At 36.1% G+C, this 12,706-nt stretch carries 12 protein-coding genes and 2 pseudogenes; 4 read left to right on the top strand and 10 right to left on the bottom strand.

The window, feature by feature from the left end:
- Window positions 1–266: 266 nt before the first annotated feature.
- Window positions 267–479, top strand: coding sequence for a hypothetical protein (locus V3595_RS27520; RefSeq protein ID WP_485911033.1), 213 nt, complete (start codon window positions 267–269; stop codon window positions 477–479).
- Window positions 480–666: 187 nt separating this feature from the next.
- Here V3595_RS27520 and V3595_RS27515 read toward each other — a convergent pair whose 3' ends face one another.
- Both V3595_RS27515 and V3595_RS27510 read right to left on the bottom strand, forming a co-directional pair.
- The gene (locus V3595_RS27515; RefSeq protein ID WP_485911031.1) at window positions 667–1,578 is read right to left on the bottom strand and encodes a VanW family protein; all 912 of its coding nucleotides are present in this window, start codon (window positions 1,576–1,578) and stop codon (window positions 667–669) included.
- 49 nt (window positions 1,579–1,627) lie between these two features.
- Window positions 1,628–2,488, bottom strand: coding sequence for a hypothetical protein (locus tag V3595_RS27510; RefSeq protein ID WP_485911029.1), 861 nt, complete (start codon window positions 2,486–2,488; stop codon window positions 1,628–1,630).
- 258 nt (window positions 2,489–2,746) lie between these two features.
- On the opposite strand from V3595_RS27510, the gene V3595_RS27505 reads away from it, so the two are divergent.
- On the top strand, window positions 2,747–3,463 hold the full coding sequence (locus V3595_RS27505) for a vanadium-dependent haloperoxidase (protein ID WP_485911027.1): 717 nt from the start codon (window positions 2,747–2,749) through the stop codon (window positions 3,461–3,463).
- 108 nt (window positions 3,464–3,571) lie between these two features.
- Here the strand turns inward: V3595_RS27505 and V3595_RS27500 are convergent, their stop codons facing one another.
- The 5 genes and pseudogenes from V3595_RS27500 to V3595_RS27480 form a co-directional block, all read right to left on the bottom strand.
- Window positions 3,572–3,916, bottom strand: coding sequence for a hypothetical protein (locus V3595_RS27500; protein WP_485911025.1), 345 nt, complete (start codon window positions 3,914–3,916; stop codon window positions 3,572–3,574).
- Between the two features lie 464 nt (window positions 3,917–4,380).
- On the bottom strand, window positions 4,381–4,728 hold the full coding sequence (locus tag V3595_RS27495) for a hypothetical protein (RefSeq protein WP_485911023.1): 348 nt from the start codon (window positions 4,726–4,728) through the stop codon (window positions 4,381–4,383).
- Window positions 4,729–5,112: 384 nt separating this feature from the next.
- Window positions 5,113–5,244 (bottom strand): DUF6254 family protein, encoded by a 132-nt coding sequence (locus V3595_RS27490; RefSeq protein WP_402906230.1) that lies wholly within the window; start codon window positions 5,242–5,244, stop codon window positions 5,113–5,115.
- 57 nt (window positions 5,245–5,301) lie between these two features.
- The gene (locus tag V3595_RS27485; RefSeq protein WP_034310968.1) at window positions 5,302–5,484 is read right to left on the bottom strand and encodes a hypothetical protein; all 183 of its coding nucleotides are present in this window, start codon (window positions 5,482–5,484) and stop codon (window positions 5,302–5,304) included.
- Window positions 5,485–5,661: 177 nt separating this feature from the next.
- Window positions 5,662–6,209: pseudogene (locus V3595_RS27480) on the bottom strand (FMN-binding negative transcriptional regulator).
- Window positions 6,210–6,506: 297 nt separating this feature from the next.
- Here V3595_RS27480 and V3595_RS27475 point away from each other — a divergent pair.
- Window positions 6,507–7,124, top strand: coding sequence for a cell wall hydrolase (locus tag V3595_RS27475; RefSeq protein WP_427572265.1), 618 nt, complete (start codon window positions 6,507–6,509; stop codon window positions 7,122–7,124).
- Window positions 7,125–7,471: 347 nt separating this feature from the next.
- Here the strand turns inward: V3595_RS27475 and V3595_RS27470 are convergent.
- Window positions 7,472–7,794 (bottom strand): annotated as a pseudogene (locus V3595_RS27470) (Tn3 family transposase); the annotation flags it as partial.
- A gap of 360 nt (window positions 7,795–8,154) precedes the next feature.
- Between V3595_RS27470 and V3595_RS27465 the strand changes: the two are divergent.
- The gene (locus tag V3595_RS27465; protein WP_434368826.1) at window positions 8,155–8,781 is read left to right on the top strand and encodes a hypothetical protein; all 627 of its coding nucleotides are present in this window, start codon (window positions 8,155–8,157) and stop codon (window positions 8,779–8,781) included.
- 308 nt (window positions 8,782–9,089) lie between these two features.
- Here V3595_RS27465 and V3595_RS27460 read toward each other — a convergent pair whose 3' ends face one another.
- Together V3595_RS27460 and V3595_RS27455 are read right to left on the bottom strand one after the other, a co-directional pair.
- Window positions 9,090–9,857: an ABC transporter ATP-binding protein gene (locus tag V3595_RS27460; protein WP_485911020.1), complete on the bottom strand. Its 768-nt coding sequence runs from the start codon at window positions 9,855–9,857 to the stop codon at window positions 9,090–9,092.
- A gap of 170 nt (window positions 9,858–10,027) precedes the next feature.
- Complete coding sequence (locus tag V3595_RS27455; protein WP_485911018.1) at window positions 10,028–12,382, bottom strand: FtsX-like permease family protein; 2,355 nt, start codon at window positions 12,380–12,382, stop codon at window positions 10,028–10,030.
- Window positions 12,383–12,706: the final 324 nt, after the last annotated feature.

Genomic DNA, 12,706 nt, shown 5'->3' with positions numbered 1-12,706 from the left:
AAGTTTTGAGTTAGAGTGGTGTCTTACTCATATCTTACTGAGGAGCCCTATTTTTTTCAAAGCTAAAAAATAACGAACTACAGGAATGCTATCCTGCCCAGTTAGTTGCATAAAGAAAAAGCTACCTTAAAGATAGCTCCGATTTTCAGCTAACGCACCTGTTAGTTCATTAAGGCTTATTGTAGGACACAAATTATGCAGTAAGTTTTATAGAACTAACAGGCGCTTTAGTTCTATAAAAGAAAAAAGGAGAGCACGTATTATACATGGCTAATATGTGCTCTCCTTTATTTATTAAGGTTTTTTATAATTTAGGTCTTGATAAGGTTAATAATTATCAATATACCGATGCATTAATAACCGGATTAAGAATAGACAAATTTGGTTTGCTTCTAGGAATTGAAGAAAATAACCCGATAAAGCCAGCCGGCATAATGGAGTTTGTCACTCCTGCAGCCAGGAAACAATTCTATAGCTAGTATCAGGATTTAATTGTTGGTGAAATTCATTTATAGATCAGAAGATTAGGTGCAAGGGAAGGCTCAGAAATTATACAACGGAGGGGCTATTGCGTATTCCGTCCATATTGTTGGATTGAAAATGAAATTTTTCAAATTTTATAGTAGGTGATTTTATAAAAAAGTAACTGTTCGTAAAAGTGTACTTTTAGGAACGGTAAATCTGTTCTTTTGATTTCTGATTTGAAGCAGCGGGAACTTTTCGTGTCTTATAATTTATCATATCTGAAGAGTAAACCATGATCCTTACCATTCCTCCTTGGGTTGTAGCTCGGATTAGGATAGGTTGATTGTACTTGTTTTTAAAACTAAAATCAGGACCATACCAGCTTACTGTAGCATCGCGGCCAGATGGAACATACGGAACACTCCTAGTATGGGAATAGCGTTGAATAGTTTGCAACCCTGCATTGTCGATAGCATTAAACAGGGTGGATGACACCTGACATATCCCTCCACCAATCCCTTCAGAAAACTCTCCTTTAACGATAACTCGAGCGAGCATATATCCTTTATTTACTGATCTCTTGCCAACGGCTTGATTAAAAGAAAACACCTCTCCTGGAAACACGACATAATTATTAATGGCTTCTGTAGCAAGCGAGATATTATTTGTACGATTTTTGTTGTTCACATTAAAATAAGTTCTATATTCACCTATCTTTTTTTCACGAATCTCCGCAAGTAATTCGCTGTCAACTTTTGGATGAATAGCAAGCAAAGGTACTTCTAGTTTGTATGCTCTACCACTGTACAAAAAGGAATAAAATTGCTCTTTAAATGCTTGATGGTATAGCTTGTAACCTACCCGCCCAGGAAGAATATTACCTTGTTTGTCTATCGTGGCATTTACAGGTTTTTGGTACACTTGTTGATCTATTTTTTTGACAAATTGATTGTATTTATCCGCGTCCATGATAGGAACATCTAGTAAGGGCATAGTAATATCAGCATGGTTGACACTGGCAATCGTTTGTCCTTGGTGGGTTACCGATAAGCTTTCAGAAATATTCACTGGTTGAACGAATAGTAAAAGTCCGGCAATCCATGATAATCGCATAGAATGCACCCCCACACTGGATTGGAATTTTTTTGAATCTTCACAAATCTTATTTTAAGTCTTCATAAATCGCACCTTGATCAATGAACCAACGATCAGTCAAACTCTCCCTTCGGATCATAAAATGAATGATCTTGTTTTCACTCCCTTCTCTCTCTTTATAAATCTTCACTTGAACCGGTACATCCACGAGTATTAACCCGTTTGCGTCTTGAAGTGGTTGTCCTGAAAAATCTCTAACCCCAAAGTATGTAATATTTTCAGCAAGTTTAATGAAACGATTGGAATGATCCGGATTTGATAAGGTCATTGATAATAATTTTCGATCTCCTTGATTCATGGCAATGGTAAAAATATCGATAAGTTCGTAGGGACTTACCGTGCCTAAGTATTCATCAAGCTTACCGGCCGCTTTCAATATCATTAATTTATGAGCGGGATCTTCGTTTTTTAAACGATGTGTTAAGCTTCCATAGAAATGAATACAGAAGTGACCTGAAAAACCATTTTGAAGAGCACCGGCACCATGTGGCATTCCATTCATAGAGGCAGCGATCATTTGATTATTAATCAATACAATAATGGCTCTTCTTTTCCAACTCCATTGATTATGATAAATTTTCTTCATAATCTGAGTATCATCCTTGGTTAGTGGCTGAGCATCGGCATGTTGACTACCTGCTCTTCGTTGAACCTTAAATGATAATCCCGTTTCAATGTCTATAATGGTGAAATTTGTTCTATTAGGAATAGTGTTGTTTACTATCTCCCAAGGTAATATCTCAATTTTAAAGTTTATAGGTACATCTTCATCTTCCCATTCAATTGCATAGACCGAGTGATTCACCATTAAGACAAATATAAAAATAAAAATAGCGATAAATTCTTTATAACATTTTTTTCTGTTCATATAGAGTTTCTCCTGCGTTTTTTCTTATTATTTCAGGACATGATCATTTGAATACCTTTGAATATTTGGAAATTTTTCAAATAAACCTTTGAAATGTTAATTATGTTGTAAAGGTTCGCGGGAATCAGCTATAAAGGCTTTAAATGGCTCAAACCACTGATCTTTCTCCTCTAATAAGGGCGACAAAAGTTAAATGGTCATATTTCATTACTCGTATTCATAAGGAACAAGGAGAACATTTATTAGGGGGTGGTCTTTATGAGAACAAGTTATAGAAGATGGACAGAATTTCCTTACCCAGGGGAAAGTAACCCACCTAAAGGTTCTCCAGAGGCAGGAAATTGGCCAATGTTTTTTATTTCAAGGGGAAGAGACAATGATTTCCTGGACCCCTTTCATCAACGAATCATTTGGCGAATTAAAAATCCGCTAGATATTGATTGGGAAACAGAGTTATTCATTGTAGAAGAGACATTAAAGTCATTGACTTCCCAGCAAATACGCATCGCACAATATTGGGGAACAGGTGAATTAACCGCGAAAATTACCACTCTAGTTTTCAATTTAGCTGAAAAGTATATGCTGGGATCACCGAGTGTTGCAAAGGTTCAGAGTTATTTCCATGCTGCTATGAATGATACCTTTGTTATGACGTGGTTTTTTAAATATCATTGGGATGTTGCACGTCCAAATCAATATGGCAGAAATCTGTCTACTGTGTTGTTTACCCCTCGTTTTCCAGCTTACCCATCTGCACACGCAACTGTGGCGGGATGTGCAGAGACAGTATTAAGTTATATCTTCCCTCAAGAGTCTTCCGAAATAAAAAAACTAATGGAAGAAAGTGCTCAATCGCGTTTGTACGCTGGCGTACATTTTAATGTGGATAACAATGAAGGCTTAAAGTTAGGCAGACAAATTGGAGAGGTAGTTGTAAGTTTTTTAAGGCCACAAAATCTAAATACGCTTCAATAATGTTTTGGGTTCAGGTTGTGCTAACCTGAACCTTTAGTTAAATAAAGAAAGAGCTGCATTAAAGTCAGCCCCGATCTTTAGTTAAAGTACCTGTTAGTGGAATAAGGATTAATGATTTTTATTTGCATACATTCTTGCCATTGTCGAAGGTGAAAATTTAATTCTATATTTCCCTTCAAGTTCTTTCTTAATTTTTTCTGTTAAATTTAATCCTTGTTTATTGTGTTCTTCTTCTAGTTCAATCCCATTAGGAAGCAATTTATCTTCATCCCAATCAATCCATTCACCATACATATTTACCCATTCAATCAATTCTCTAATTAACTTATTTGAAATCGGAATGTCCTCTATATCCAAGTTGCAACCACATTGATTGCACCATATAGGGTCCGCCCCAACATCACCTTCAACTTTTAACTCATTTGTTTCTTTTTGTTCACAAAAACATTCCATATTATTTTCTGACTCCCCGACTACACGCTTTTTTATTATATTTTACATTACTTTTGTTAAGGTAATCTGCCCTCTTAGTTTAATAAGAAAAGCGATTCTTCTTAAAGAATCGCACAGTTTGTAGACAAAAGGGTTCTATCTAAAAGTAAAACAAAGTTGATTGGAGCGGGTGTGCGAGACTCCTGCGGGAAAAGCGTGTCCAGGGGAGACCCCCCAGGCGCAAAGGCGCCGAGGAGGCTCCCGGACCGCCCGCGGAAAGCGAGTGCCTGGAGAGGAAATCAACGTTCAAATTATTTAAGCCCCTAAAAAACTGTATAAAAAAAAACATCCTAACTTACGAATTGGATGAAAGAGTAAATGGGATAAGATTGAATATGTAGAAAAATAATCACTTTTCATCAAATGTGCATCGGCTTCGATGCCTCTTTTTTGCTCATTGAGGGAATCCGTTATAGCTTCTCACCTCAGGTCTTTTCCCTTATCCCTTTTCGTTCATGTAAAATTTCTTGAATGATTTCAATATGAACAAAAGACCATGATCTTTCATGAAAGTGAAGAAACACACTAATGGAAAGAATGGAAATATAAATTAAAATAAAGACAACCCAAAGCAAACTCCCATCTTTAAAAAGGAAATCCTGCAATTGTTTTGAAAACAGGAAAAAAAGCCAAGGTCCAGAGGATATTATAATAGGAATGATTCCCGATCCGTTTTTCTCTTTTATCATACAATAATAAATTTTTTTTAACGTTTCGCTATCAATCGAACTATAAAAATTTTGAATTTCTTCCACTTCTATTAGTTTCTTCATACATTTGAAAGATCGGTCTTTGTATGAGGCTTTTTTTAATTGAAGATAAATTTTATGAGCATCTCCACGTAACGAAAACATATATCTGATCATTCCCCCCTTCCAAAAAACTCCTTACAAAAAGGTTTTGTTATAATCCGTATTTTATGTAGTCTTTGTCTTTTGACTTTTACAATATCTACTTCAGGGGAAGACATCCTAATTATTGTCCATACTATTAACATAAAAAAAGCCAGCTCGTATACGTAAACCTAAAAGGTCATAATCATCACTCCCGATAATTATGACCTATTATGTAACGATAAAGAGAGGGTGCCCTAAGGGAGTGACCTAACTATTATGGAGATCTGACCCTTTGGGATCGCCTCTCATTCTTAAACAGTTTTACTTAGTTTCAGATCCATTTTTGCCTGTATCTTCAGCCAATTGTTCAAATGAATTGACCTTACCATGTGGATTCTGCGATTGTTTACGATCTTTCCATTGGCGTTCTTGTTGTCGCTTTGATTGAGTCATCTAAATAAGCTCCTTTACATAAAGTTCAGTAAACAGTTTGAGTCTGGCAAGTATAAATTAATGCATGCCTTTCCATTCACCTTGATTTTTAGATGCTTTTTCTTTTTTTGCTTTATTTTTATGTGCTTGATTAGCGTTTGCACTGCCAAATTCTTTAGAGAATTCTGAATCAGTTTTGCTTGAATCAAATCCTTGTTTGTTCTTTTGATCTGCATCATTTTTCTTTGTTCGTTTTGCCATGGATACCCCTCCTTCTTAACTTTAGTATGAGATCAGAAAGAAGAAATATACCCCGAATTAAAACCGATAGTAACATGAAAATCTGCCATATAATTCGGGTAAAAAAAGCAAAGTGAATAATAAGTTCCAGTTCGGTTATTTCAGCTAGCGCAAACGTTAGTGCAGTAACATCCAACGCTATTTTTTTAGGTTTGCCTTCATTAAAAAGGAAATTTTTTGCTCATCTGTATTTTGGATCTGTTCCAGTTGATTAATAACTAGCTCTTGTCGATGTAGTGAATGGTTTTGACTTAACTTCGCTTTCCCCTCTATCTTGTTGATTTTTATTTTGAAGCCTTGAATTCCCCTGTTCATCCCAGCGAGAAAGTCAGCGTCCAAATCTTGCAATTTGTATGAACTATCTGGGGCTTCATACTTCAATACCATGTCATACAAGGAATCCGTTAACTCCTGTTCATCCTCAATAAGTTCGGCTTCGCCGTATACATGTACAGTCACATAATTCCATGTTGGCACTGCTTGGTTCGTCTCATACCAAGAGGAAGAGATATAACAGTGAGGACCATGAAAAACTGCTAAGACTGTTTGTTTTTCAATATCTTTCCATTGAGGGTTCGGACATGCAAAATGACCATACAAATAGTTTTCTCCTTATTCAACAGCAGTGGTAAATGTGTAGCAAAAGGCATGCCTTCATGCATATCAAATTGCTTAGGGATATACATAAAAAATCTCCTTTCCACTTGATATAAACCCCATCAAGTTAAAATTTCTTTATACCCCAAAACGAAAAAAGCTATCTTCAGCAGCATTTACAGAAAGAATAGCTTATTTTTTCGTTATGGGTATAATCCTTTTTCTTAGCTTGATGGCGATAGGCGCTACCCCAATAAACAGACAAATTCGTCTGAAAATTTCTTCAGTTTTTGGTTTAAAATAGGAATAATGTAAGATAAATCTATTTTTCTTGTATGATAAAGTAGAATAGTAGGAAAATGAATCGAAGGATGTGTTATTATTTGATGTTAAATGTAAAAAAAATGTCGTTTGTTGTTTTTATTTGTTTCATGTTTTTTATACCAAATTCAATCTTTGCTCAAGAAATTTTACACAATGGAAGTCAAGGACAAGCAGTTTATGACTTACAAGAAAATTTAAAGAAAATGGGTTACTTTAACAGTCAACCAACAGGGTATTATGGTTCAATTACTGATCATGCAGTGAAACAACTTCAACTAGATTCTGGAATATTACCAGATGGAGTTTTTGGATTCCAAACACAACAAAAATTAAATAGTATTGAAATGATGGCAAGGGTTGTTTATGGAGAAGCTCGAGGAGAAACTTATGAAGGAAAAGTAGCTGTCGCTGCAGTAATTTTGAACCGAATGTCAACACCAGGTTTTCCTAAAAATACTTACGATGTTATTTTCCAGACAAATGCTTTTACAGCTGTACATGATGGGCAATATTATTTGACCCCAAATAGCTATTCTTATCGAGCTGTTATTGATGCATTACAAGGTTGGGATCCTACTCATGGTTCTGTTTATTATTATAATCCGGTCTCGGCAACAGATGAATGGATTTTCACAAGGGAAACAGTCATTAGAATAGGCAACCACTTATTTGCAAAGTAAAACTAATCTACATACGTATTGAGGAATGATATTTTTATAGTTTCGTATTATAAATATCCCATTAACTATGTCGTGAGGTATAGTTGAAAGATCGGGCAGTATTTGCCCGACCTTTTTGGCGGCACCCCATGCCCATCAAGGTAAGATACCATAATACCCCCAGAACGAAAATTTTGTGCATCTTACTCGTTTTTATCATTTTGGGGTAACTCGTTATTGTTACCTTGATGGCGATGGTGTCCCGCCACATTTTAACGAAAATATACGCTAAGCCTTCGGATATGACCGGCTTAGCGTTTTTTCTTACTCTAAGCCCAATAGTCCGGGCGGTATAACCCGAACACCAGTCACTCACCCTCTTGTTGTTTCAGCGGTCGTAATGAATCGAGAGACGAATTTTGCCTGAAATTGAATTTGTATTCGCCCAAGAAATTGATATGTTCCCATCCAATATGGTTTAGTAGTTCTTCCTGAAGTTTACCTTGCTTTTCGCGGTGTTTTGTTGCTTGCTCAGCGTGTTCCAAACACTAATCGCATTGATGATAATGTTTAATGCACTTGCCCGTTGGAGTTGATCTTGTAACGCACATTCTCGCAGCTCGACATGTTTGCATCCTTTGAGCATATAATCAGCTCGATTCTCCGCTTTACCACTATTTATGATACGGTTCCCCGAATAAAACATAATAACATGGTTAATTTTGAACACAAAGTATTCATATCTATATAGCATTTTCCCACAATCTTGTTGTGGGTTATATTTTTTCCTCAACATTGACTTCATTCAAAAAGCTTATTTTGGATAGCTAATGATAGATTACTTATTTCCTGCTTCAGTTAAATTAAATAATTTTTTATAAAATCATTAAATTTTAGACAAAATTACTAATTTTTGTTTTATAAAGCCTCTATTATTATGAAATCCTGTTATGCCCAAACTCACTTATTCCTTTTCCATATACTAATAAAAAAAGGTGGTGAGAAAGTGAGTAAAAATAAGAATAGCTCTTCACGCAAGGATGAAGAGAAAGTGAGTAATAATGAGCATAGCTCTTTACGTAAAGATAAAGCGAAAATAGAATCGGCACACCAAGAGTGTATTGACCGTGCTTATCGTATTCCTATATTTTTAAGTACGACAACTCATTTAAATGACAACCAACAACGGTTTCTAAACCGTCTAATTTTAGAGATTGAGAATGCTTTGCTTTTTCCGCGTACATTACCATTAAGCGAAAGTTATCCCGAATCCATTTTAACTGATATTCGTCGGTTAGTTTCATCAAGCTATGGAATGTTGGCAGTAAACCTTCGTCGTTTTAAAATTCAAACAGTTGATGTCAATGCAGGACCCCTTCCACCATCTACTCCATTCTGGATAGGATCAGTTTATTCACAAGTAGAACCTTCAATGGCTTTTCAATTTGGTCTACCCTTATTATTAGTAAGGGAAGAAGATACTGACGTAAATAATGGAATTTGGGCAGGAGGAATTGCCCCACTCAACCTATTTATAGTTTGGCATTCTGAAACTCAAACTGTAGATCAATTCTTTAACACTCCTGAATGGAGATCAGCCTTTGCAAATTGGAGTGCACAAGTAAGAAATGCTTTTTATATACAGACAGAGCCTCAGTTCAAGTACAGATGTGAATGATACACTGGTACTTTAGCAACAAGTCGAAAATATACAAGGTTTTGTTCACCTTTATTTATTTTCGACTTATTCACACAAAAACAAATATTCCCATTTTATTATCAAAAACAAAAAGATTTACTTCATAAAAACAGCCTTTCCTTTATAGAAGAGAGACGGCCGGGGCCGGTCACATCCGAAGGCTTAGCATATATTTTCGTTAAAATGTTGGCGGGACCCTGGCGGCACCCCCATAAGAAAAAACTGCCTTAAAGACAGCTCCGATCTTCATCATGAAAAAAGCCTGGGATATTGATAAAAATGAAAAATTAGAATCCATTTTCCACTAACCATTTCATAATGCTTTCTTCTCTTTCCTTAATATCGTCATGCTGCGCATCGTATTTACGCATTTTCTTCTGTGCCAAAATATTTCCATCTACCATAAACAATACTCTTTCGGTTTTTGCTGCCACCTTTGCATCATGCGTAACGAGCATTATGGTTGTCCCTTTTTTATTAATCTTTGCAAGAATTGACATAATCTCTTCTGTCGATTTGGAATCTAATGCTCCGGTCGGTTCGTCTCCAAATATGATATCCGGATCATTTATCAATGCTCTGCAGATGCCGACTCTCTGTAGCTGTCCACCAGATGCCTGGGTGATATTATTATCTGCAAGCTTTTTAATTCCTGTCATTTCTAACAGTTTTTTTGCTTTTTGATGTACCTCATTTTTATCCGCATCTTTTGATACAAGAGCTGGAAACATAACATTGTCAATCACTGACAGATTCTTCAAAAGATTAATATCCTGAAAGATAAATCCCATGTTATTCATTCGAATCTTTGCCAGTTCTTCTTCTTTTAGTCTGCCGATTTCACGGCCTTTAAATTTCACACTACCAGAAGTCATTCTATCCATACCGCTTACATTATATAGCAGTGTTGATTTCCCGCTTCCGGATGGCCCCATGACCGATACGAATTCACCTACTTCTATCTCCAAGCTTACATCTTTTAAAATATCAATCTCATTATCTTTTCCTAATTCTACTTTTTTGTTCATACTTCTTGCTTCTAATATATTGCTCATATATATTCCTCCAATGTCAAACATTTAATCACAGTCTATATCCACAGAGGCACCCCGGAATTGCCTTATTTTTCAGGAATCTGCATTCTATTTCTGCATCGGTGCCTTCACGCAGGAAACTTCTTCTACCTTCGCAGTTACGCCTCCTGCCCAGACCTTTTTCAGCAGTACTAACTTCTTAAAACTACTGATAAATCATCCTCTACCGTTACCTTACAGCACACAGATATAGTAAATCCAACTACTACAATCAACGCTAACGGACATAGCAGCCAAGTCTGCCATACAACATGAACCAATTCAATTTTTGCAGCTCCCATAGAGGACATGGCCATACTTACAAGAAACTCCCCTAAATAATTAGAAGCCAACACTCCAAATATGATTCCCAATATCAGTACCATCAAAGTTCCTGCCGTATATTGATGACTAACATTTTTAGAAGTTAATCCCACACTTCGCATGATTGCAATCTGAGACATATCCTTTGACAATATCATCTTAAGGAATAATGCAGTTATCAATACTGCAATGATTACTGCAATTGCGATTCCGCCTATAACAATTGTGCTCATCTGATCAATAAGATTTCCAAGAGTCTGTTGGGTATATTCCTTGATATCATTTACCTGCGCAGAATCATAGGTATTCTGGTAGTAGTCCATTTTCTCACGAATATCAACGCCTGGAGCCACATCCATGCTCACAATATACCAAAGAACGGTCTCTTCATTTAAACCAAGACTGGTATGCGCCTTTGCTGTTTTCCCGCCATTTGTAATATCTTGATAAATTCCCGTTACTTTCAAAGTCTTTTCTGTCCCGGCAACCTTTACGACTACCTTATCTCCCACTTTCTTGATTAATCCATCTTTTGACGAATTGGCATAGGAAAGTGAGATTTCCCCTTCACCCCGCGGTGCTCTTCCTTCCAGATATTTTAATGGAAATACGGAAAAATCTCCGGTTTCAATATTAATATAGTCCCAGGAACCTTCCGCATTTTTGACCTGGTAGGAACACGTGATGTAGGCCGCATACTTTTCAATATCATAATCATTTTTCAGCTCTTCCTGCAGCTTTTTAAAATCTTCTGTAATCGTATCTGTCCTTCGAAGATCGATTCTCATGTCGGATTTTCCTATTCCCATGTATGTGGAAAATCCCGGTGAATTCATGGTGTTATAAATATTTATGGGAAGTATGACAATAAACGTACATACGATAAAAATAATGAACAGTAACCTGTATAATTTGAATCGTTTCCATACATCCCTAAGTCCCATGTAAATATTGGTGCTGAAGAATTTGTTCTTAAGCAGTGGAAAACTGTATTTTCGGTTCTTTCCACGGTCCATGATACCTGAACGCAATGCTTCCACCGCAGAAATCTTATCGATTCTTTTCAGTACTTTCTTGCAGTACATCAAAATCATGAAATATACAAATAATGGAGCGATAAAAGATAGTACATATTTTAAGTTTCCTGATACATCCGAAGATAGGTAAAGTCTCATATTACCGTTAAACAGATTTACTACTGCAAAGGAAAGCAGATAGCCTATGATACCTGCTGCTACTGACATGACTCTGTATTTGTTAAGATAAACCTTCTTTATAGCCTTTTTGGATATTCCGATTGCTTTCATCACACCGATTTCTCTTAAATCTTCATCAATCGTTGCCAGAAACGTAAGTCTGATACAGAGCGAAGCGATAATAATCAGCAGAATACTGATAAGTATAATAATCATTGCAACTGCCGCATCTGACATGGCATTAAACAACAGAAATACCTTTCCACCGACTGTAGGGCCGTTTGCTGGAAGACCTTCTTCGATATATGCCGTCTGAACAGCCTGAGAATCCCCGTTTTCATGCAGTTTGAATTCGATCAGATATTCCAGTTCCCCTGCCTGCTTTAAAAGCATTTCATTATAGTCTGCCTGATTAATCACAAACCGTTTCGAAGAAGTAAGGGAAGAGTTCATCTCAAAATCTCTTGCATAATCTGAAATGACAAACTCTTTCTCATACTCTCCGCTTTTCACCGTAATCGCATCACCTATTTTTAAGTCATATTGCTGCATGGAATAGATGGGAACCGCCACTTCCCCTTCCGTTACATCCAGCTTTTCATTAGCCAGATCCAATATAAAATCAAAATTTTTATTCTGTACGACAAATGAAATATCCTGTATAGTTCCAGCCATCGTTTGATTTTGGTCAAAATGAATATTACTTCCATCAAAAGTCAGAAGAACCATCGTCTCCTGCATCGCTATATTCTCACGGTGTTCTTCAGTAAATTGATCGATTTCTGCCTGGTCATATTCTCCGGAATGCATCTGCGTAATATCAGCTGGGACTGCACTTTCCTGAAGTTCCGACATCGACTGAATCAGATTGGCAATGATATTTGTTGCACTAGCTGCCAAAATAACTGCCATAGTTATAAATACAAATACTGAAATATTTACAATTTTATTCCTGATGAAATCATTCTTTACAATTTTTAAAAACAAAATTTTTCCTCCTTCCTACATGGATAATATTTTTTCTATTTCTATAACTTTTTCATTTCCAAAACAAGCACTAAGCAAGTATGACAAAATTAACGGTAAACATATAAGAAGATATTTATTAATACTCATTCTTTCCTCTGCCAAACTCAGTATCTTTTAATACTTCAATTGGGTATACTAATATCCTTTATGGTTCACAAAAATTAACTATTCATTTACATTCCTTCTTCAAATAAACTGCACCGTTAGCATAATAAAAAAGAACTGACGATCGATACAAACTCATTAAATAAAAAGCTTTCCACTTATTTAAATATAACAATT

It is taken from the genome of Bacillus sp. CFBP9009, from assembly GCF_036541465.1.
Lineage (GTDB): Bacteria > Bacillota > Bacilli > Bacillales > DSM-1321 > Peribacillus.
Note: the sequence above shows the minus strand (reverse complement) of the source record. Positions and strands in the feature narration are given on the sequence as shown.